Source organism: Sphingomonas sp. (assembly GCF_965227385.1).
In the GTDB taxonomy this organism is placed as follows: Bacteria; Pseudomonadota; Alphaproteobacteria; order Sphingomonadales; family Sphingomonadaceae; genus Sphingomonas.
Genome location: NZ_OZ245750.1, coordinates 3,056,602 through 3,077,741, shown reverse-complemented (window position 1 = coordinate 3,077,741; position 21,140 = coordinate 3,056,602). Strand labels below are relative to the sequence as shown.

At 63.4% G+C, this 21,140-nt stretch carries 24 protein-coding genes; 7 read left to right on the top strand and 17 right to left on the bottom strand.

All coding sequences use genetic code 11. The annotated features are described in order from the left end of the window. Positions 1-37: 37 nt before the first annotated feature. The 14 genes from ACO05N_RS15185 to ACO05N_RS15120 form a co-directional block, all read right to left on the bottom strand. Positions 38-1,054, bottom strand: coding sequence for a TraU family protein (locus tag ACO05N_RS15185; RefSeq protein WP_069319532.1), 1,017 nt, complete (start codon positions 1,052-1,054; stop codon positions 38-40). Continuing rightward, complete coding sequence (locus tag ACO05N_RS15180; protein ID WP_241527223.1) at positions 1,051-1,737, bottom strand: conjugal transfer protein TraW; 687 nt, start codon at positions 1,735-1,737, stop codon at positions 1,051-1,053. Before ACO05N_RS15180 ends, ACO05N_RS15185 begins: the two co-directional genes overlap by 4 nt. Beyond that, entirely contained in the window at positions 1,727-1,954 is a 228-nt protein-coding gene (locus tag ACO05N_RS15175) for a hypothetical protein (RefSeq protein ID WP_069319533.1), read from the bottom strand. The genes ACO05N_RS15180 and ACO05N_RS15175 overlap by 11 nt, the downstream gene beginning before the upstream one ends. Then, positions 1,951-2,289: a hypothetical protein gene (locus tag ACO05N_RS15170; protein WP_422057862.1), complete on the bottom strand. Its 339-nt coding sequence runs from the start codon at positions 2,287-2,289 to the stop codon at positions 1,951-1,953. Before ACO05N_RS15170 ends, ACO05N_RS15175 begins: the two co-directional genes overlap by 4 nt. Continuing rightward, entirely contained in the window at positions 2,286-4,799 is a 2,514-nt protein-coding gene (locus tag ACO05N_RS15165; protein ID WP_069319535.1) for a TraC family protein, read from the bottom strand. The genes ACO05N_RS15170 and ACO05N_RS15165 overlap by 4 nt, the downstream gene beginning before the upstream one ends. After that, entirely contained in the window at positions 4,796-5,389 is a 594-nt protein-coding gene (locus tag ACO05N_RS15160; protein ID WP_069319536.1) for a TraV family lipoprotein, read from the bottom strand. The genes ACO05N_RS15165 and ACO05N_RS15160 overlap by 4 nt, the downstream gene beginning before the upstream one ends. Positions 5,390-5,424: 35 nt before the next feature. Continuing rightward, positions 5,425-6,663, bottom strand: a complete 1,239-nt coding sequence (locus tag ACO05N_RS15155) for a TraB/VirB10 family protein (protein ID WP_069319571.1) — start codon at positions 6,661-6,663, stop codon at positions 5,425-5,427. A 41-nt stretch (positions 6,664-6,704) separates the two neighbouring features. Next, positions 6,705-7,472: a type-F conjugative transfer system secretin TraK gene (locus ACO05N_RS15150; protein ID WP_069319537.1), complete on the bottom strand. Its 768-nt coding sequence runs from the start codon at positions 7,470-7,472 to the stop codon at positions 6,705-6,707. Beyond that, entirely contained in the window at positions 7,456-8,055 is a 600-nt protein-coding gene (locus tag ACO05N_RS15145) for a TraE/TraK family type IV conjugative transfer system protein (protein ID WP_079246949.1), read from the bottom strand. Before ACO05N_RS15145 ends, ACO05N_RS15150 begins: the two co-directional genes overlap by 17 nt. A gap of 41 nt (positions 8,056-8,096) precedes the next feature. Next, entirely contained in the window at positions 8,097-8,363 is a 267-nt protein-coding gene (locus ACO05N_RS15140) for a type IV conjugative transfer system protein TraL (protein ID WP_069319539.1), read from the bottom strand. A 98-nt stretch (positions 8,364-8,461) separates the two neighbouring features. After that, entirely contained in the window at positions 8,462-8,779 is a 318-nt protein-coding gene (locus ACO05N_RS15135) for a hypothetical protein (protein WP_069319540.1), read from the bottom strand. Positions 8,780-8,989: 210 nt separating this feature from the next. Beyond that, positions 8,990-9,763, bottom strand: coding sequence for a DsbC family protein (locus ACO05N_RS15130; protein WP_069319541.1), 774 nt, complete (start codon positions 9,761-9,763; stop codon positions 8,990-8,992). After that, a complete protein-coding gene (locus ACO05N_RS15125; RefSeq protein WP_069319542.1) occupies positions 9,747-10,058 on the bottom strand; it encodes a hypothetical protein in 312 nt (103 codons plus the stop codon). The genes ACO05N_RS15130 and ACO05N_RS15125 overlap by 17 nt, the downstream gene beginning before the upstream one ends. 413 nt (positions 10,059-10,471) lie before the next feature. Further along, positions 10,472-10,756, bottom strand: a complete 285-nt coding sequence (locus ACO05N_RS15120) for a hypothetical protein (RefSeq protein ID WP_069319544.1) — start codon at positions 10,754-10,756, stop codon at positions 10,472-10,474. Positions 10,757-10,844: 88 nt separating this feature from the next. On the opposite strand from ACO05N_RS15120, the gene ACO05N_RS15115 reads away from it, so the two are divergent. From ACO05N_RS15115 to ACO05N_RS15085, 7 genes are all read left to right on the top strand, one after another. After that, positions 10,845-11,093: a hypothetical protein gene (locus ACO05N_RS15115; protein ID WP_069319545.1), complete on the top strand. Its 249-nt coding sequence runs from the start codon at positions 10,845-10,847 to the stop codon at positions 11,091-11,093. Continuing rightward, on the top strand, positions 11,090-11,524 hold the full coding sequence (locus ACO05N_RS15110) for a type II toxin-antitoxin system VapC family toxin (protein ID WP_069319546.1): 435 nt from the start codon (positions 11,090-11,092) through the stop codon (positions 11,522-11,524). Before ACO05N_RS15115 ends, ACO05N_RS15110 begins: the two co-directional genes overlap by 4 nt. Before the next feature lie 330 nt (positions 11,525-11,854). Further along, positions 11,855-12,265 (top strand): helix-turn-helix domain-containing protein, encoded by a 411-nt coding sequence (locus ACO05N_RS15105; protein ID WP_079246943.1) that lies wholly within the window; start codon positions 11,855-11,857, stop codon positions 12,263-12,265. 1 nt (position 12,266) lies between these two features. After that, complete coding sequence (locus ACO05N_RS15100; protein ID WP_069319547.1) at positions 12,267-12,893, top strand: GntR family transcriptional regulator; 627 nt, start codon at positions 12,267-12,269, stop codon at positions 12,891-12,893. A 150-nt stretch (positions 12,894-13,043) separates the two neighbouring features. Then, on the top strand, positions 13,044-13,163 hold the full coding sequence (locus ACO05N_RS15095) for a benenodin family lasso peptide (RefSeq protein WP_119184548.1): 120 nt from the start codon (positions 13,044-13,046) through the stop codon (positions 13,161-13,163). Positions 13,164-13,215: 52 nt separating this feature from the next. Further along, positions 13,216-13,860 carry a lasso peptide biosynthesis B2 protein gene (locus tag ACO05N_RS15090; RefSeq protein WP_069319548.1) on the top strand — a complete coding sequence of 215 codons (645 nt, stop codon included), beginning with the start codon at positions 13,216-13,218 and terminating at the stop codon, positions 13,858-13,860. Then, complete coding sequence (locus ACO05N_RS15085) at positions 13,860-15,599, top strand: asparagine synthase-related protein (RefSeq protein WP_422057861.1); 1,740 nt, start codon at positions 13,860-13,862, stop codon at positions 15,597-15,599. The genes ACO05N_RS15090 and ACO05N_RS15085 overlap by 1 nt, the downstream gene beginning before the upstream one ends. On the opposite strand, the gene ACO05N_RS15080 is transcribed toward ACO05N_RS15085, so the two are convergent. The 3 genes from ACO05N_RS15080 to ACO05N_RS15070 form a co-directional block, all read right to left on the bottom strand. Further along, positions 15,592-17,709 (bottom strand): Atxe2 family lasso peptide isopeptidase, encoded by a 2,118-nt coding sequence (locus tag ACO05N_RS15080; RefSeq protein WP_079246945.1) that lies wholly within the window; start codon positions 17,707-17,709, stop codon positions 15,592-15,594. The two genes, ACO05N_RS15085 and ACO05N_RS15080, sit on opposite strands and share 8 nt — an antisense overlap. Further along, positions 17,703-20,306 carry a TonB-dependent receptor gene (locus ACO05N_RS15075; RefSeq protein WP_069319550.1) on the bottom strand — a complete coding sequence of 868 codons (2,604 nt, stop codon included), beginning with the start codon at positions 20,304-20,306 and terminating at the stop codon, positions 17,703-17,705. Before ACO05N_RS15075 ends, ACO05N_RS15080 begins: the two co-directional genes overlap by 7 nt. 134 nt (positions 20,307-20,440) lie before the next feature. Next, on the bottom strand, positions 20,441-20,854 hold the full coding sequence (locus tag ACO05N_RS15070) for a group III truncated hemoglobin (protein WP_069319551.1): 414 nt from the start codon (positions 20,852-20,854) through the stop codon (positions 20,441-20,443). Positions 20,855-21,140 lie beyond the last annotated feature (286 nt).

Genomic DNA, 21,140 nt, shown 5'->3' with positions numbered 1-21,140 from the left:
CCGGCTGCGCACACGAGACGTCGGGGAAGCAACCTGCTCATGGCACCGGAATTCCGGCGCAGCAGATCACCTTTTCGAACAACATGAATTGAGCATTGTCTTCACCGGGCGCGTGCTTGCCGCTCGTCCAGAGCGCGCCCGGCCGCCCGATATTGACGCATTTGCCGGCCTTGACCGGCTCCATCAGCTGAAGTTTGTAACGGGACTTGGTCCAGATCGGGCTCGGCGTGAACGAGCAGCCATCGGGCGAGCTGATCGTCAGCGCGCCGAGCCGTCCCATCATGAAGGTGCCACGCGCGGCCAGGCCTGCCCAAGCCTCGACGCTGTCGCCAAAATGGATGTCGCCGGCGATCGGGTAGGTAGAGCCCCAACTGCCCATGCACCAGAAGAGCGGATCGATGACCTTGCCCGCTGCCGCGGCGGCGCTGTCCGCCATGCAGGCAAGGCCAGCTGCAGGATTGCCGAACAGGATCGCCTCGGGCTGGATGATCGCGCCGAGCGTCGCCGATTGCCAGGTCGGCAGTACTTCAGTGATCAGCGCGACGTCGAACCCGTCATTCTCGAGGCACGGCAGATCCGTGAACATGTCGAGCATCGCCCAGACCGGCGAGATATAATAATGCAGCTGCGCGAACATCTTGCGCGTGTTCGTTCCGTCAGAAATTGAGGACTGGCTCCCCTGGAGCTTGCCGCCGGTGGCCATCAGATCGGCGCCAAGCGCCATCATGCAGCCGGGCTCGGTGACGACATCGATCATGCGATTGGGCGACCAGTAGGAGACTTTCACTCCGAACCAGACTTCGAGTCCCTTGCGACACGCGCAAAGCGGCTTGGACGCTGATTGCGCGTCGAGCGCCTTGTCGAGCTTGTCGTGCGTGCCGACCCGCACGCCGCCGATCGAGATCGGAAAGATGCAGTTCCAGCGCACTTTGGTGATCGGGTTGAACATCGTCCCCGCCTTGCACTTGGAAGCTTGCGCCTCGCCGGGAAGTGCAAACGGCGCGGCAATGCCAAGTGCAAGCGCCGCCAGCAGCGCACGAGTTCGAGCGATCATTTCGCTGCCTCCCGCTGCGGGGTGGCGATGCCGGCCGAGCGGCTTTTCGGGCCGATCTCGGTCAGGATGAGCTTGTGACCTGATTGAGCGACGATCACTGGCGCGACCGTCAAGCCAAGCCGTTCCTTCACCCGCTCCTCGAGCAAATATATGGCGCGTCCGGTGCGCTCTCCGAGTTCGATTGCGTCCCCCGCGGTGACGATCACGAAGTCCGATGTGCGCGCGGTGCGCAGCGCCCAGGGCAGATCCCGCGGGTGGACGACCACCAGCCGCTGCGGCAGCTTCACATAGCTGAGCGGGTTGAAGCTGTAGCCCTTGGGATAGATGAGCCGACCATCGGGCAACTTGATGTCGAATTCGAGCGTGTGGAAGGGCACGACGGCGCGGGTACGATCGACCGACGCGACGCCGAGCGACGCGGCGCGTAGCGCCGACCAATTGGCGCGCGGACCGAACTGCCGGCTCATGTCCTTTGGCAGGGTGGCGACCTTCGCCTCGATCTCCGCCAGGGCATCAGGCTCGGCGATCGGCCAGACGCGCCCGATGGTGGAGGTTCCGGTTTTAGCAGGTTGGGGGGTATTTGCCGCCACGCCGGTGATCCCGATCACGGCGGCCCCCGCGAGCAAAGCCGCCACGGTCAGGCCCTGGAGGATGGCGAGGCGCAGGCTCGGTTCAGCGATCATCGCCGCCTCCGAAATCCTCGGCGGTCGGCAGCCCGCACAGCGCGACCAGGAACGATGCGCCGGACACAAAGGTCACCAGCCAGATGATCCAGCGCAGGTCGAGCGCCAGATCGGGGCGAAGCATCACGAGGTACAGCTCGATGAACAGCAGCACATAGCTGCCGATCATCAGCCGCAGCGCGGCGGGCGACGGATCGGGCGAAGCCAGGCCGTTCACTTGCACCTCCACTGTCGGATGCGATCGACGAGCCGAGCAATGCCGGCCGTCAGACCAAGCGCGAGCATGCCCGCAGCGAAACAGGCGGCACCAGCAAGCGTCGCGGCGCGGACGATCGTCTCGCTGGGCTGACGAGCGGCAAGCGCGAGCCCGGCGACGAGCCCAGCCAGCAGCAGCGATTCAATCGATATGATCCGGAGCCGCCAGAGAAACGCATCGGCTTCGAGGCGCTCGGCGGCGCGCTGCTCGACCAGCCGATCGAGATCGGCCCGGGAGTCAAAGCGGAGCGGCAGCTGGTCGGGATGGACGATCGATTTCTGGCGCATGACGCTCACGCTTCCCGCGCCGAGCCGGCGAAATGGCCAGCGCCAAGGATAGTCGCCGGATCGACTCCGGCCAGGCGGCAGACGGATTCGAGCGGTGACAGTCCCTGCCGGATCAGCGCATCGAACGCGGCGACCTCTTCGGGCGCCGAGGTGTTGATCCAGTAGGAGAAGGGATCGACGACCAAGCGCGCGATGCCGAGCCCCAAGGGCGAGTCGACGAACACCTCGCTGTAATTGGGCTTTGAGTTGCGGACCGATTTCAGCAGGTCGAGGACGAACCCGGAATAATCGAGGATCTTGTTGTCGACCGCCTTGTCGTAGGTCGAGCCCTGCAGCAGGAACCGGGTCGCGGCATTTTCGAGGATCACTTGCCCCGTGCCGCCGAACAGCTGGAGATCGTTCATCGACTGCAGCACGATTCCGAACGAGCCGCGATATTTGCGCGCGCGCCGATAGCCCTGGCCGAACGCCTCGGCGAGCCGCGAGAGATCCTGGCCTTCGGTGCGGGTCATGAACTGCGCGGCCTCGTCGCACAGCACGAAGCGCGGACGGTCGCGGGCGGACAGATACAGCTCCTGCGTGACCGCGTTGACCACCACCATCACGATGACGTTGAACAGGTCGGGCATCGACTTGAGGCGTTCGAGCTCGAGCACGACGAACTCGTCGTTGCGGATGTCGAAGGTCGACGGACCGTTGAAATAATGGCCGTAGGCGCCGTCCGACCCGAAATCGCGCAGGTTGAAGGCGAGCTCGCGCGCCATCGGTACGAGATGATCGACGCGATCGAGATCGCTGTGGGTCTGGGCGGGGTAGGTGCCGAGCCATTCGCGCACGGCATCGACGCCGCGATCGGCGCGACCGCTGTCGATCGCCCATTGCACGGCCGATTTGAGCAGATTCCACTGCGAGGTGGTCACGCCCGTGCGCGTCGAAGCGTTCGCCATCTCAGCGACGATCGCCACCGCCATGGTGATCGCCGACTGCTTGTCGTCACCGTCGAGCGCCAGCCCCATGTCGAAGGGGTTGAGCACCATCCGCTCTTCGCCGATGTCGATATAGCGGCCCGAGCACAGCGTGCAGAGCTTGCGGTAGCTGCCCCCGATATCGATGATGCGGATGAGCGCCGAGCAGGCATAATATTGCTGGCACAGATTGTTGAGCAGGAAGCTCTTGCCCGCGCCGCTCTCCGCCGAGACGATGAAATTGTAATTGTTGATTCGCGGGTCGAACAAGTCGAGCGTGACCAGCTGCCCCTTGCGTCCGGTATAGAGCAGTGCCGGGCGGCCGCCGCCGCGAAAATCGGTCTGGATCGGCGACATCAGCACCGCCGCCTTCACCGGCATGCGGAAGTCGCGCTCGAGCATGCGCAGCGTCGTGCGGTCAGCATAAAGCCCGAACGGCAGGCTCATCACGAGCAGCGTCGGGTTGAGATAGCTCTCCTCCTGCATCGAGAAGGGCAGTGGCTCGCTTTCCCATAGCCGCTTGGCGCGGGCGGCGAGCTCGCGGGCATGGTGGCGGTCGCGGCCGAACACCCACAAGGTCGGGATCACGCGGACGAATTTGGAGTTGCCCGCCTCGTCGAGGATCCAGCCAATCTCCTCGATCTGCTTGCCGACCTCGACCGCGAACGATCCGGCCGCCTTCTGAGCGGAAAGGATCTGCGCGCGCTTGTGAATTTCGAACTGCGAATGATCGAACAGGATATTGAGCGTGTAGAGAAACGGACCACCGACCTGGTCGCTATCCTCGGCGCTGCCGCGCATGCCGCCGAGCAGCCGGTTCGCCCGTTCGGCGGTAATGCGCCGCGCCGGCGCCTTGGGCGTGAGGCAGCGCGCGACCTGATTGCCAAGGAACACCTCGGGGCCTTCGAAGCTCAAATCTGGGCCGGCATCGATGATCTGCTTGGCGATCGGCGGCGCGCCTGGCGCTGTGCCGTCGGCGAAAACGCCGGGTGCGGCCTGGCTGATGCCGTTGAAGATGCGACGGTAGAAGGCGACCAGCTCTTCGGGCGCGAGCCGACGGATGCCAAGCTTGGCGAGCTGCTCCTCGACCTGCCGCCGCAGATCCTCATCAAGGCGCCGCCGTGTCTTGATCGAGAGGAAGGTGCGAAAGTTACGCACCGGAATGCCATGCAACGCCTTGAGGCCGTGTCGGCCCTCGCTGAGATAAGCTCGGGTCTGCCGCGCCGAAGCCTGGATCAGCGGGTCGTCGCGGGTCTTGAGGTCGAGAAAGGCGTCGAGCGTCTCGTCGATCAGCGGATCGGCAAAGGTGTGAAGCTGAAGCACTGTCCCGTCCGGGAAATGAATGTTGAGCAGCCCCTGCAGCGCGCTCTGCACATGCGTGAAGAGATAGGCGGTCGGGATGATCTCCCAGGCGTGGCCCCAACAATCGTCCACGCAGAGAAACGCTTCCGCTTCCGCGTCCCACGCGATCAGCGGCAGGAAATCGGAGAAGCTGTCGCGGCGCACATTGTTGCGCAGCCGCGAATAGCTGAGCGTGGAGGCGCGCGCGCTCATCGCCGTAGCTCCGGCGCCGGACGCTCCGCGGCATCGGCAGGCGTTTCCTGCAGCTGTCCAAGCACCGGCGCCTGGGCGGCGCGCGATGGCGCTGATACGAGCGTTCCGCCGACCACCCAGGCGGGCTTGTCCAGGATCGAGTAGATATAACGCGGCATGTACAGCCGGTCGGGTCGCTGGCGGTCGGCATAAGGCAGGATCAGGGTGCGCACGGTCCGCGCCGGCTTGAGCATCGGCGTTACCGGCGCTTCGAGCAGCCCCTTCATCTCGGCATAGAGGCTGTCGCGATAGCTGCCATAAGCCGTGGCCGGCGCCCTGCCGCGTCGCGGCTTCATGTCCGCTCCCACCTGATCGCGGAGGATCGTCCTGTCGTTGGTCACGCGGGGATCGGACTTGGAGATGACGCCGGCGACGGCATCGGCATAGGCTTGCTCAGGATGGACGCACTGGCCGTGATCGTCATTCTTGCAGCTGAACTTCTCGGAGTAAGGTGACATCACCGAGCCGAGCGTGGCGCAGCCCGGCAGCCACAGCATCGTCGCGGCGAGCAGAGTGGCCCGGGCGCAGGCTCGCACTGGCGCGTTGCGCATCTGGTTGCTTCCTGAACTTGGATGATGAGGCGTCATCAAAACTTGCTCCCGATGGTCGGCTTGATCTCGAGGGCGAGACCTTCCTGGATGACGACGACCACGTCCTTCGCGGCGCCGACCTCGACAACGGGCCCGGCCTGGCGCGCGAGATCGAGGTAGAATTCGGTGAGCTTGTCGGATGACTTGGCGAAGCCGCCGGCGACGCCCGCTTTCGCGGCATCTGCGGGATCGAGGCTGCGCACCGATCCGAGTGCTGACGTTGACACGTCGCCCACGCTGCTCTCCACTGTCTGTGCAATGCCGGCGATCGTCCCGGCGATGAAGCTGCGCGCGAGCGTCGCGCCGGCCCGGGTCACCACCTTGCCAGACAGGCCCTTCTTGCCGTCGGCATCGACGAAGAAGCCTTTGATCGGCTGGTCGACGACCGCGCGCTCCTCGAAATCGATGCACGAAATCGAGACGAGCTGCACCTCGACCCGCTCCTTGGCGAGGCTGCCGGTCGCGTTCCCGATCACGAAGCAGCCGGCCAAATTGGCTTTGACGTCATTTGGGAGCACGGCGGGCGCCTGCACACGCGCGATGATCGGCTCGGGATTGCTGGTCGCATCCTTGCTCGCCAGCGCGTCGATCCCGGTCAGCAGCCGCGCCTTCATGAAACCAGGTGGCAAATAGATCGTGCGCAGCTTTTTTTTTGAGCCTTCAGCTCCGGGTGCCGCCGCCGGCGCGCTGGTGGCCGCACCGATCGCGCCGACTTGGCGCTCGACTGGTGGGGCAGGCGGCGCTTCCGGGGCCACGGGCGGCATGGGCGGCGGATTGGCGCCTGCCGATGCGTCGGGCGGGGCTGGCGGATAATCTGGCACGTCACCCGGCAGAGCAGGGGGAAGATCCTCTCCCGAAGGGCTCGGCGTGCCTGGTTGGGCCAAGGGCGCGACCTTGCCTTCCTCGATCGCCGTGACGCGGTCGCCGAGCAGGTTCTGGCCGTCGAGGATCTTCTGCAGGTCGCCGCGCAGTTTGACCTCGAGACTGTCGCCGCGAAGCCCGGCGCCCATGTCGAGCTTGGTCGCCTCAGGCGGTGGCGTTGCGTCGTCGTTATTGCCTGAGCTTGCGGTGTAGAGGCCCACCCCGACGACGCCGATCACCGCAGCGACGCTGAACTGCTTGGCGCGCAGCTTCTGGTCAGAGGTCAGCCGCTGCCATTGCGAGCGCAGGTCGAGCAGTGCCGGCCGCTCGGCAACGGTCTCATGATCGACCTCGGACCGGGACGAGCCGCGCATCGCGCGAGGCGGCTCATTCGAAGGCGTTTCCAGGTTTTCCGTCACGACGCATTGCTCCGGCGGATGACGATCAGCCGAGCGGCGTCGCCAGCCGAAAGGGTCAGGCGGTCGAGGGTGACCGCGAAGATGTCGGCGCCAAGCGCTCCGTCGAGAAAGTTGCGCTCGTCGAGCGTGACGGCGACGGGGCTGGTCACGAGATATTCGCTTGCCGACAGTCCAGCGCCTTCGATCGCCAGACGCCGCCGTTCGCGGATCACCGTGCCGGGGAGGTCAGCGACGGTCAGCGCTGACTGGTTCGGCGCCACCTCGCTGAACGAGCCGGGTACCCGGTCCTGCAGCAGCGACAGCGCGATCGACACGGCGCGTTCCTCCTCGACCAACGGGCCGAGCAGCGCCTCGTTGACCCGCCCGCGCTGGGTCGTGCCGGGCACGAGCGTCACGGTCTGCGCAGCGATGTCCGCAGGCTCGGCATAGAGCGGGTAGATGGCGCCGTTGCAGGCGACGTAGAATTCCGCCGGCACGGTGACGAAGCTGCGCGTCTTGAGTCCGGCCTCGTCGATCTCCTTGACCAGGAACTTGATCCACGCGTCCGAGCCGCCACGCTCGACCGCGATGCCTTTTTCGGCCGAGAATTTCACGTCCTCGATCTCGCCTCCGACGCAGACGATGTGATTGACGTCCCGGTTGGACAATCGGATGCGGCTCGTCTGGTCGGGCAGCGCCGCGATCGACTGCGCCAGCACGGGGGAGGCGGCGCACAGCGCGGCCAGGCTCGAGGCAAGCCTCGAGCGCTTACCGAGGATCGGCATTGAAATTCTCCTCTTGGAGGGCGGTCAGCCAGAAACGGCCATTGTCGATCACGTACCGGACGCGCAGCATGCCCTGGAACTTGCGGATCACGCCGCCGATCACGCGCACCTTCTCGACCGGGACGACGATTTCGGTGGTCGTGTAGGTGACCGGCTTGTCGGTCCGGACATAGCTCGCGATCGACAGGGTCGGGTTGCGCGCAAGCTCGTCGAGCAACCCATTCAGGCTGTCGCGTAAATTGTTATAGGATGTCGGGTGGACGAGGCTCAGCAGCTCCTGGAACTGCTGGTCGGCGGAATAAGCGGAATAGGTGCCCGACAGGCTGACGATGTTGCGCGTGATCGTGCGCAGATAGGCTTCGGATGGCTTGTTGCCGGTGACGTAAAGGTCGCCGCCAGCGCCGAACGGGACGATGACCGTCCGCTGGTTGAGGTTCGACGTATAGAGCAGCATGCCGAGCACCGCGGTGATGCCGAACGTGCCGGCAATCGCGAACTTGAGCAGCCGGTTCTCCTCGAACAGGTTCGCCGAGCCGAGCAGATAGCGATGCAGGTGCCAGCTTGGCCGCGTGTCGCCGATCATGTCGGCCGGAGCCTTGCGCTGAAATGGGTGCGCCATCGGAGCTACTCGTAGAAGCGGGTCTGGGTCGGACCCGGATAATGACGGAAGCGAAGCAGGCCCCAGCGCCAGGCCGCGTGCGGGATGAATCCGCGCGGCTTGGTGCGCTTCCAGGGAATGAAGAGGAGAAGAGCGCCGATGAGCGCCCAACCGACCAGCCCGCCGACGATTACGGCGACGAAGATGGTCGACATCACGACGATGAACTCCTGGCTGTCGAACCAGAGGATCTGGACCGGCCGGTGCAGGAATTGTGGAAGACGTTCATCCAACGCCCTTCTCCTTGCTTCGTCACGCGCAAGCGTGAGTTCCAAGAGGCGACCATCGCCCCCAGCTCGTGAGCAGCCGCGTGAGCCGCAGCCACATGCCCTCAGATGATCATGCCGAAGGTCTGCAGGATCGAGTCCGCCTTGATCAGGCAGACCGCAGCCACGATCGTCGGGATGCCGATCATGATGTTCGAGAACAGCCGCGAGACGCCGAACAGGAAGGCGGCGACACCGCCGACAAAGCCGAGCGGGCCCTTGACGCCCTGGTTCACGACGATGTTGTAGATGTCGTAGCCAAGATCGCCGACCTGGGGCTGGGCGAAGGCATGCGCCGCGCCCGCGCCGACGCCCAACGCAAGCATGAGCAGCAGCAAATTGTCGGCGGTACGAAGCCCGCGATGATGGATCAGTTTCAGCATTGATGGTCTCCTGGCGATGAGAGCCGTCCGCATATGCCTGCCGGTTCGACATGAGATCGCTGCCGGCCGGCGGCGCGCTGGACGGCCCCCAAGAGGGGCACGCTCGCCGGCATCCCGGTGCTCCTCCCGCCGCAGCGGCATGACGCCGCGCAGGCTGAGACGAGACCCGCCAATTGAGGTTTTAGTGGCGCTCCGGCCGCGGCTTTGCGATCAGCCGGGTGGCTCGGCGACGCGCTGGCTGGCCTCGAGAAACGCCTCGATCTCGGCCTGCTGAAACCCGGAGATCATCTTGCCGTCGAGAAACAGGGTCGGGGTGCCGGAGATGCCAAGCTTGCGCACGGCCTCGCCCTGCGCCGCGACCTTGCGGGCGCCCTCGGGGCATTTGAGCGGGGTCTTGGGTGCCGTGCCGGCATAGATCGCCTTGAACGCCGCCGCCGGATCGGGCGAGCACAGGATATGCTCCGCCTTCGCCGCCGCCTGCGCGTGGATCCCGCTCACAAAAAAGATCAGCCGGCGGACCTGCTTGCCTTCGGCGGCCTTGGCCGACCAATATCGGTCTAGCGCCTGGCAATAGGGGCAGTCGGGATCGGTGAACTCGATCACTTGACGAGCGCCAGGCGGACCGATCGCCAGAGCCTGGCTGGTATCGATCGCGCCGAACCGCTTTCGCGCGCTCGCATCCTGCGCCAGCGCGGTCACATTGACTCCGTTCCGGTCATAGACCGCGGCGAAGAGAAGATGACCGCTCTCGGGCGCGAAATAGATCATTCTCCCGCCGGCATTGGCTTGATATAGCGGACCCTTCACAGGCGCCGGTCCGAAGTCCTCGAACTGCAGGTTCGTGAAGGTCTGGCGTAGGGCTTGTTGCGCTTCGGCTGCCGCGGCAGCGAACGATTCCGTATCGGCGGCAGGTGCCCCTTGAGCGTTGGCTAGGTTTGGTCCGAGCAGCGCAACGGCGATGGCGACCTCAACGACGCGCAGCATCTTCCGCCTCCGTGTCGGTGTTGCCGGCGGTCACGAAGATCGAGCGGTCCAGCTTGAGCGAGCTTCCGATCGCTACTGCCTGTCGTTCGACCTGCGCCGCGACCCGCGTGGGGACTTGCCGACGTGGCTCGATCGTGAAGCCCTGATCGGTCGATGCGACCGCCAGCGGCGTGCGGGCCGCACAGGGATAGCCTTCCGCGTCCGGACGATAGGTCTGCGCCTGGGACGGGGAGGGGAGAATGAGAATAGTCGGTAGAAGGGCAGGCGAAGCTATGCACCATGACCGGATCGGCATGACGTGTCTCCTCATCGCGCCGCTACGGCGCGCTGATCGAATGGAAGCTCGAGTTGGGCGATCCGTGAGTTCGCGCCCTCTCGATGCACGGCAATGCATGGTCGGTGCGGAACGGCCGCACAATGAGCAGGGCAGTGACCGGCCGAAGCGGTCGCGCAACCACTTGCAAGGGCGCAGCCGGGCGCAAAAAGTCGCGGGTGTCGAACAAGCGCTGCTCAGTCGCGTGAGCGGCAATGACGTGCCGCTCGCGCGATTGGGCGGCTCGCCGCGGCGGCACGCGAGCAGTGCCGGGCGTGATCGGTAGGAGACGGACGGCTATGGCGCGCCAGTCACGCACGTTCAAATTGAGGCTATCGCCTTCGGGCATGGATCTGCTGATCGAGGCGCATTGTCACCTGATCTGCAGTACGCGGTCACTGCTCGCTTGGGGCACAACGCTTCAGGTGGCCGTCGAGAATCTGGATCTGGTGCCAGCTGCGGCGGTTGCCCAGCGATTGAAAGAACTGGCGACGGCTGGGCTGAGCGGTCGCGAAGAGCATCACCTGGGCGCGCCGCGCGGGGTGAACGAAACAGCCGCTCGCATCGCGGGGCGTGTCCAGCAACTCACTGGCGGCGATGCGCCCACCATCTTGAGCATCTACATCGCAGCACTTTACCAGGTGCGTCAGGCGGAGCCACTTCTTCTGCGCGACCTCCATGCTCGCGTGAGAGGCGTAAGGTAGGCGCAATGTCATCGTGCCTGCACGCGTACAAGCACGCGCCTATATCAGGCGAAGGAGAAGTGTAATGGTCGCCACTGTCCGCCGCCAGCAACCGCCAATCACGATTCGCTCATCAAAAGCGGTCGAACTGTTGCGCTTGCTCTCGACCTCGGGACGCAGCCAAGCGGAAATAATCGAAGAAGCGCTTGAACATATGGCCGACCGACGACGGTCCCTGGCGGCGGCGCTGCGGCCGTCCGAGCCGGTCCACTTTGATTGGGAGCCGCCTCGCGCCAGCATGTCGAGCCGGGACGAGGCGATCCTCGAGGAATGATTTTACTCGATACCAATGTCGTCTCCGAAAGCCGCAAGCTCGGGAGCGGCCGGGCAGATGCGGGTTTCGTGGCATGGCTGGAAGCGGTCGCCCCGGACACGACGTACCTTTCTGCCATGACCATTTTCGAGCTGGAACATGGAGTGCTCAGGATGGAGCGTCGGGATCCTGTGCAAGGTCCCATGCTCCGCCGTTGGCTGATAAATACGGTGTATCCGACATTTGAAGGGCGGGTGCTTGCGATGTCAGCGGAAATTGCGACGCGTTGCGCGCAGCTTCATGCCCCCGACCCGAAAAGTGAGCGGGATGCATGGATTGCAGCCACTGCACTGGTGCACGGCATGACGCTGGCAACACAGAATGTTTCGGACTTCACGGCGACGGGCGTCCCGATCGTCGATCCGTGGCAAGCTGGCGTCGCCGACAACTGATTCCGCTGTTTGGCTTGGGTTGTCGCGCAAAAAATGCGCCTGCGTTCGCGGGCGTAGTCTCGACATAGACATGCGAGCAACGCTGAACCCGCAATCCCCCACTCCAACTCGCAGAGCGCGTCGACCAAAGAGCGTGATCCATTGCGGTACTTCGGTGGCGGAGCGCTCGTGTGCAGTAAAATCGCTACCCAGGTTGGACCTTCCGCGCAGTCGTAATGCGGCAGCTCTGGAAAAATCTGCGGCAATTCCGTTTGACGCAGGTGTGATGCACACCATAGCTGGGTGCAGGACGGGCCTTGGCAGGGCGTACTCCACTGAGGAGGCGCGAAGATGTCGTTTAGTCGCGAAGCTTATGATGACGAAGCTCCACTCGATTTCGTGAAGGAACGATCGGGCCGGCGCATTGAAGAGGCGCGCAAGCGCGAAGGGATTACCCAGCGCGAACTCGCCAAGGCGCTCGGCATCGGCGTGCGCTGGCTCCGCGAAATCGAGTCGGGCAACCCTAAGGTGCGGCTCGATGATCATCTGCGCTGCGCCTATCAGCTCGATATCTCGACCGGCCACATCCTGATCCCGCTCATGTTTGCCAGCCAGAAGATGGCGTTCCCGCGGCAGCTTGCGGCCGGCGATCTGCGGGAGTTCGAACGGCTCTGCGTCGAAATCATCGCCAAGCGCCAGCTCGAACAACTGACCGCGGCGCTGACGCCGAAATGGCGGACGCCCTTCGCAGCGTCCGGATGACATGTCGTTCGAGGGCAGCACGCAGGAACGCGTCTACCGCGCGCTCAAGGAAGAATATCTCGATGGGATGTTCCATGCCGGCATGCGCCTGGACCTGCATGCAGTGGCTGATCGGCATCGCGCGAGCACCACGCCGGTGCGGGAGGCCATCCAGCGCATGGTGGGCGAGCAACTCCTCGAAGCCCATCCCGACGGCGGTATCCGCGTCATCTGCCCAGAACTCGACACGCTGGCTGGCCTCTATATCTGGAACGCTCAGCACCTGCTCGGAACATTGCGTTTTGTCGACACGGCCATGCTGCGTGCATCACTGCGCTTCTTTCGGGATCGAATGCCTGGTTCAGCCCCCGGCGACCATGCAGCGTTCACCGCAATCCTGTTCCGCGCGATCGGTGAAGCGACCGGCAATGCGGAGTTCCCCGGTCAGATCCAGCGTATGAGCGAGCGGCTTCATTATTCACGACTCGCCGAGGCCCGCCTGTTCGACGACTCTGACAGGGAGCTTCGTACCTTCCTGCGAAATGGCAATATCGACGTACGGACGAACCTTCGAAGGCGCATCATTGCATATCATCGGCGTCGAATTGACCATGTCGGAACGATATTCAAAGAGCTCAAGCGCCGGTAAGCTGCGTGATGACATAGTGAAGCAGTAATTTACGCCCGGCCGCCGCGTATACTCGGCAGAATTTGCGCGGAATATTCAGCGGGAGCAGCCTTCCGCAGGCTTACACTTGCGATTGCCGACATTCCGTCAGGCAATGCAAGGAGAAGTACCATGCAGAAGGAAGTGTTCGAGCTGGGCATCGCCAGCGAAGAAACGAAGGGCATCCCGGTTGTCGGTGAGCCGGACGAGTTCGGCCTGCAGAAGCTCGAAGCCGGCCTTTCCGACGACTGATCGAGCGGGCGCACGGTGCTAGCCGTGCGCCTCTTTTCCGGAGCGCCCGCTCATGCATCTCACCAGTCCAGATGGTGTCCATTTCTGCTTGCTGGGCGAGCGCTCCATCTTCCTCGACGTCGAGCGTGACCGCTATTTCGCCGCTTCGCCTGAGACGACGCAGGCGCTGGTTCGGGCGATCAACGGAACATCTTTGCTGGGATCCGACGAGGCCAGGCTCCAGCCGCTGCTCAACCAAGGCTTGCTGTGCCTCAGCCAAGATCCTTCACGCCCGCTGGGCGAGACCATCGCCGCCAAGGCGACGCGCGACCTTAGCAAAAAAGGAGTCCCTTCACTGGACCTCATTTGCCTCGCAACGATGCTGCAACTTCGCGCGCAACATCAACTGCGCCGCGGCGGGTTGGCTACGATCATTGCCGCGCGAATGCACACCTGTCCGGGCACCCGGAGTCGAGCGATCGAAGATGTTGCCGCGGCCCATCGAGCCGCTGATCTGATAATCTCCCCGCATCAGCGCTGCCTGATGAAGTCCGTCGGACTGTTCGACCTGCTAATTCGAAGCGGCCACCGCCCAACTTTCATCATGGGTGTCCGCGACTATCCGTTCACGGCGCATGCCTGGGTCCAGCTTGGCGACATGGTGATCGGCGACAAGCAGGAGCGGGTCGCGCACTATCGGCCAATTCTGGCCGTCTAATGACGCTTCGCTTCCTCGCCGTCATCGAGCGCCGCAATGGCAGAGGCATCTCTGTCGGACCCACTCGGTTGGCGGCACTCGGCCTTAAGCCTGTGCCAACGCCCGCGCAATTGACGCTCTGGACTAACGATACAGCTTCGGTGATGAACACCGCATCCGGCCGAGCTTTCGTGCTTGGCCGGTTGTTCACTCGATCGGATCAACCCGAACGGGTTAGGGCGCTGGATCGAACTTTCGAGCAGCATGATGGTCTGCCGACGCTGCTTACAGACCGGTATTGGGGACAATATGTCACCATATCGCGATGCGCGCTGGGATCGGTGCAGGTCTATCGAGATCCCAGCGGCGCGATCCCATGCTATGTTCGCGAGACCGCTGACGAAATCTTCCTGTTCTCGGACCTCGATCTGGCCATCGCGGCGGGCGTCGTCGTTCCGACGATCAATTGGGATGCGATGGCTGCATGCCTGCTGCGACCCGCGCTTCGATGCACAAAGACGGTGGTCCGCGATGTGTACGAGATCCCTCAAGGCTGGGCTCTTGGTGTCGGCGGCGCGAAATATGCGGCGTTGAGGCAGCATTGGTCACCCTGGAACTACGTGCGACCGACTGGTCTGCATCGATCCGATCTTCGCGATGCGCTCCAAGCTGCCGTGGTCGGTACCGTTCGTGCGCTCGCCAGTGAATTTTCGCGAATCCAGCTTTGCCTTTCCGGCGGCGTCGATTCCTCGATCGTCGCGGCGGCGCTGGCTGGCACGAACACAGTCTGCTTCAATCTGGTTTCACCAGGGCCGGAAGGGGACGAACGCGGTTTCGCCAGGATCGTCGCCGATCACGTCGAGCTGGAACTGGTCGACAGGTCCTACAGGCTGGACGACATCGCGATCACCCGCTCAAGCGCGCTTCATTTACCACGACCGGTTGGCTCTCCGGGGCGCCAGGCTTTTGACGAGGCCAACCGCCGCCTCGCAAACGAAATCTCGGCCGAAGCGGTCTTCTCCGGAAATGGCGGCGACAATGTATTCTGTTTCACGCAGTCCGCCACGCCGATCGCTGACCGGTTGAAGTCAAGGGGACAGCGGATAGGCGCATGGCGTACCGTCGCGGACATTTGCGAACTGACGGGATGCAGCGTGTGGGAGGCCGTGTCGCGGGCGCTCCGCAAAATACCCAAGAGCGCTGCCCGTTATCATTGGGCGAGCGATCTGCGCTTTGTTCATCCCGAGCTGGCGGCTGCGCAAGGGTCTGCGGAGGCGCACCATAGCTGGCTTGCTGCACCTGCCGGCGCTTTGCCGGGGCGGGCCGCTCACATTGCAGCGCTGCTGCGCCCGCAGAATTTCAGCGAAGGCTTTCCTCGCGCCGAGCCGATCGAGTTGATCACGCCGATGCTGGCGCAACCGATCGTTGAACTGTGCTTGGCGATCCAGACCTGGCAGTGGGTTGAGGGCGGCCGAGACCGGGCGGCCGCCCGAGATGCCTTCGCCAACATGCTTCCCGAGGCGATATGCGACCGACGTACGAAAGGAGGACCGGGCGCCTTCTACCGGCAGATCGTCGATCGCTACCGAACGGCGATCAAGGAGCAGCTGTTGGACGGCGAGTTGAGCGCTCGCAAGCTCATCGATCGCTCAGCAATCGAAGCCTTCTTCCAGCGCCCGGTCGACGAGCAAGGGGATGCCTATGTGCGCATCCTGACGCTGAGCGATGCGGAATCCTGGGCCCGCAATTGCCTCAGCTAGGTTCGGCTTTGCCCGCTCGGTCACGCAGCTCGCGCCACCGTTCCAAATCTTCAGGCCGCGCATACAGGCCGGCATCGCCCTTAAGCCAGAAGCTGAACCACGCAATGTAGCGATTGTACATGGCAAGGCGGTGCGCCGGCTGCCATTTCATATGATGCTCATCGGGGAAGACGATGAGATCCATGATGCCGCCCGCCTCTCGCAGCGACGTAAACGTCTCCAGCGCAGCGAGATACTCGTCATCTGATGCCTGGACCAGCAGCGGCGTCCGAAATCGTTCCGCGTTTCTCGCGATCGAGAATGTGTTCCAGAACGCCGGAGCGTCATCGATATATCGGGGGTAGAGATACGTCCGCAGATTATCCCAACCGTTCTGACCGAGCAGCGGCGCGTGGGTCTTTGGTTCGGTACAGCACCCGCTCAGTGCGGCTGCAGCAAAGAGGCGACTGTTGAGCATGGCGTATTTGGCCGACACGGCGCCATCGCTGAGGCCAGTGATGCCCACTCGCTTGGGGTCGATCAGACCGCGGCGATCGAGCAGTTCGATGCCCGATGCGAACGCCGACATGACGCTCTTTCGATCGGCCCAGTCACCGTAATCGAGCTTCGCCCGCTCGACATGGTTCTTTGTCGGCTGCATCAGCGAGAGCTGTGTCGGCCGCTCGAAGCTGAGTACGGCAAAACCCTGCGCGGCCAAGGCAAAGATTGGATATTCATCGCCTGTTCCCCCACGCAGGAACTCGCGCGTGCGATACTGAACGATGATGAGCGGGACGCGCTCGCCTGGTTTGCGCGATAGTGGCAGGACCAGATCCGCATAAACCGGCACGTTTCGGTTGTTGCGCCACTCAAGGCGTTCGACAGGTCCAAGCCGCAGGTGCCGAAACTCGGGATTGGGATCGAAGATCTCGCTGATCGAGCCAGTGGCCGAGTCAAGGCTTACAATCCGACGTGGGCGGGAGGACTGCTCAAGCGTGCAGATGATCCGCTGCCTTGCCCATCGGCATCCCAGGAAGCGATCGCGCGTGGTCAGCAGATGCCGCGGCAATCCTTTCCCCGGGTGCCAGATGTAGAGCGCATCCTGGCTGTTGGCCCAGCCAGTCCGGCGCAGGAAGAGCAAGTTCTTGCCATCTTCGCTCAACGACAGGCCGTTAAAGCGCCCCTCACAACTGTCGGCCGTGCATCCGATCATTTCGCCGGATTTGAAGCGGATGTTCAGTGCGCCATCGACATATGAGCGACTGCGGTCGCGCGGGGACGACCAGGCGGCGCCACTGGCACTCGTTGAGAGCCAGTATGCCCCGTCGGGCCGCTCCTGCTTTTCAGTGATCGAACGCTGCTCAACAGGGGTTGCTGGCCTGAGTCTACCGTCCAAACTGATCGTTTCGATCAGCGTGTCGGTTGGCTCGCGATGTGAAGGCTTGTTCCGTGCAATGGGCGACCAGCGCTTGTCATAGACGAAGCCAGTCAGGCCTTCCGAATCGAGCTCGCGAAGGGCTTCGATACGCTTCGGGCGTGCTTGAAACGTCACCGCCTGCCCACCCTCGACCCAGTCGAACGCCTCCACATCAACGGGCGCGTTCGTCAATTGGCGGCTGCCTGATCCGTCCGATGCGGCAATCCAGACCTGAACATGATCGGACACCCGTTTGAGGAACGCAACATGACGACCATCGGGCGACCATGTCGGTTCGATGAGCAACGGGTCACCGGCAGTGTAATAGGCGATTGGCCCCCTCTGGAAGCGATACCGGATATAGTCGCCGCCGCGATCGATCACGCGCGGCGTGGACGGCTTGGCGAGATCAATCACGATGAGCGCATGGCAGTAGCTGTTGGTCGTCGGCTCGGCACGGCGCAACTGGACGGCGAGCTTGGTGCCATCGGGCGATATCCCGATCGCGCTCCCGTTCCCCATCATGTCGGCTGTCGTGCCGATATCGCGCAATCGCACAAGGTCCAGGGGCACGATGTCACGGCGTGACATGGCGACCTGCTCAGGCGGTACGATATCCTCGCACTTGGCGACAGCCGGCGTCGCGGCGATCAAAGTGCCGAGAAGAACGGCGCTGAGGCTTGTGCGCAGGCAAGTTTGCGCTTCCATCACCATGTCTTGCGCACCGTCAGGCTGAAGAAGCGGCCGACCGGCGAGTAGTTGGTCGAGTCATAAGTCGGATCGATCGCCAGCGACTGGCGGATGAGATCAGGCGGCGAGTTCAGCAAATTCGACGCGGCAAGCGCCAGTTCGAGCTGATGGAACGGCGACCGTTCGGCATTGACGCGATAGGTGATCGTGGCATCGAGCGTCGTGAAGGATCCGACATCGGCGAACGGGGTGATCCGGCGATCTTGCGTCCCGCCGACATAGTTGAGGTAAGAGGTGACGGTGAGACCGCCATCCTGCCAGCTCATGCCGCCGCGGGCGCGCCAGTGCGGAGCTCGAAAGATCGTTCCCGCGAGCTGAACCGTGGGCTGGCCTGCCACCAGTATCTGCTCGCTTTCGATATAGCTGCCGCTGCCGAGCAGCGTGAGCGTGCTGGTCGATCCGATACCGAACATATAGCGGAGGCTCAGATCGACGCCCTTGATCGCCTGCCGCGAGGAGTTGCGCTGACGGCCATCGACAATTGCCACAACCCGCGAAGCGTCGAATGGCACGCCGGCCTGGTTCGACAGTCCCGCCGGGGCATCGGCTAACGTCGCCGCGACCTGCTCGGCTGTCGGTGTCCGTGTGATCAGATGGGCGTAGTTCGGATCGGCGAACAGACCGAGCGACGAGCTGATCGGCGCGACGATCCGGTCCTTGTAATCGACATCGAAATAGCTGGCTTCGATCACGGCGCCCGGCAGAAAAGCTGGGCGCCATGCAAGCGTGAAGTTCAGGTTCTGGGCGCGCTCCGGCTGGAGACCCTCCGGATTGCCGCCCGTGACGTGCAGCACGGTGGATCCGGATGGGAAGGTCGATGTGCCATATGCCGTGGCCAGCCGCAGCGCCACGAACTTGTACTGGAACTCCTGGAACAGGGTGGGCGACTTGAACGACCGGCCCCAGCTGGCCTTCAGGTCGATGTCACGCACGGGTGAATAAAGGATGCCAACCTTGGGGGTCGCGACTCCACCGAAGCCATCATAATGTTCGTAGCGGATCGCGCCGCTGAGCGTCAGCCGGTGAATGAAACTCATCGCATTGTCAGGTTCGATGAGCGGCGTGCGAAGTTCGGCAAAGCCATAGCGGCTGTCGCGCGAGCGGATGAAATCGGCCGATACGCGCTGCGTGCCCGCAACGATCGAACGCGTGAACAAGTCGAGCGTATTGGAGCGGAAGCCACCGCCTAGCGCGATCTTGAGTGGGCCGCCCGGCAGCGACAGGAGCGTTCCCGTGAACCCGGCTTCGCCGGCCTTGAGGATGTTGTTATAGTCGACGAGCGCCGTCTGGATCAGGTTCCCGGCAGAATAGACGCCTGTCCGCACCGCCGTGCGGCTCTCGCCATAGGTGCCCTCGACATAGCCTTCCCAGCCGGGGGCGATCTCGAATGCCAATGACGGCGACACCGAGAAGCTGGTAATCTTCGGCTGAGCAAGGGCGCCGTTCGTCAAATAGCTGGCCGTGGTCGACGAGGCCAGCTGGAGGCGGGAGTCGCGATGCATGTAGGTGGCATCGATTTCGAAGCGGGCGGCATTCCCGAGTTGCTGATAGCCGCTCAGGATCGCGGTATATTGCTTCAGGCTTGGGACCAGCGTCGCGGTCGGGTGGAGCACGCGTGTGAATTTGCGATCACCGGCCAGAATCGATGTTGAGCGGCTGAAGTCGCCGCTCACGAGAAAGCCTCCGGACTGCCAGTCGGTGCCGGTCGCCAGCGAATATTGCTGTTGCTCGTTGCCGCCATCGGTCGACAGGCCAAGGCGAGCAGAGGCCTGCACGCCATCGAAGCTGCGCTTCAGGATGATGTTTGCGACGCCGGCGACTGCGTCCGAGCCATAAATCGCCGACGCGCCATCGGTCACGATTTCGATCCGGTCGAGTGCCGCGAGCGGTATGGCCGAGATATCGACGCCTTGGGACACCGCATCATAGGGCAAGCGATGGCCGTTGAGCAGCGTCAGCGTTGCATCCTGGCCGAGCCCGCGCAGGTTCAGGGTGGAGGACGAGGTCGTGTTCTGGTTGGTGCCGCCCTGATTGCCGCCGCCGGCAACCGTGGGGTTTTGTCCGCCCGAGAAGTTCTGTGGAATCGATCTGATCAGGTCGCCCAGGTTGGAAAAGCCTGCATCGGCGATCTCGCGCTGTTTGAGGATGATCGTAGGGGACATCAGTGTGGGGCCGCCGATCCGTGATCCCGTCACGACGATCCCGTCCGTGTCCGCCGGACGCTCGGCTGCTTCGTCCGGCGCTTCCGATCGCCCCCGGATCGTAATCCCGCGTTCGTCGAACGTGGCGATCAGACCAGATCCGCGAAGCAGCCGCCGAACCGCGTCCTCCGCCGTGTAAGTGCCGCTCAGCGCCGGGACTTCTTTGCCGGCCACTGCATCGGCCGAGAACAGGATCTCCTTGCCGGACTGGCGCGCGACCTTTTGCAGCGCGCTGCCCAAATCCCCTGCCTCGATGACATATGACTGGCGCGGTCCGCCTTGCGCGCCCGCCACGGTGGCAGTTAGGATGAGTGCGTAGGCAGCACTTGCGAGAAGCCGCCGCTGTAAGGTCGTGTCCATTTGAGGTCCCCCGTCAACACGCTTCCAAATTGAGCGCTGTCGGAAAGGACGCAGGCAGACGCGAACTACGGGGTTGGCGATCAAAAAAAACTAGCGAGTGCCGGGCTGCCGCCAGGCCTGCACTTGGGAGACAATCAGCGTGTGTCGTGGTGCGAGCGTTTCATCAGCTCCCTTTGCGTCGGAGACGGGTAGCGGATCGCGAGCTGCAGGCTTTCGGCGATGCGCCTTGCCTTGCCCTGCAGCGCCTGGGCCACGGGCGGCGCCAGCAAGTCGTTCGTGGTCTCCGCCCAAATAGCGAGCCAACGGTCGAACATCTCTGGCGTGAGCCGCGATGCATGCGCCATATGCTTGGCGACGGGATCACCCTTGTAGCGGCCGCTCGACAGCATGACGGACGACCAGAAATCGGCGATCCGCGCCAGATGCTCGGGCCAGTCATGTACTGCTTCGATGAACACCGGCCCGATCAGCGCATCTTGGCGCACCTTGGCGTAGAACGCGTCGAGAAGCGGCCGCAGCGCGGCCTCGATGGCATCGCTATCAGGCATTGGAAGTCTTCAGACATTTGATCGCGTTCATCTCATCGCGCAGGATTCTGCCCGTCCCAGCGATCGAAATGGGGTAGAAGCTCCTGAGGCAGTTCGTCTCGGAAGCCGCTATCGAGTGCATAATGCGTCATCGTCTGCCAGACCGCATTAAGCAAGGCCATGCCTTGTCTCTCGTCCCTAGGCTTCTTTTGGGGATTTCGCTCGGGGCTAATGGCTAAAATCAACATTTACCCTGCAAAGCGCGGCTTTCGAGCGAATGCGGGGTAAATCAAAGATTGTACGGGCC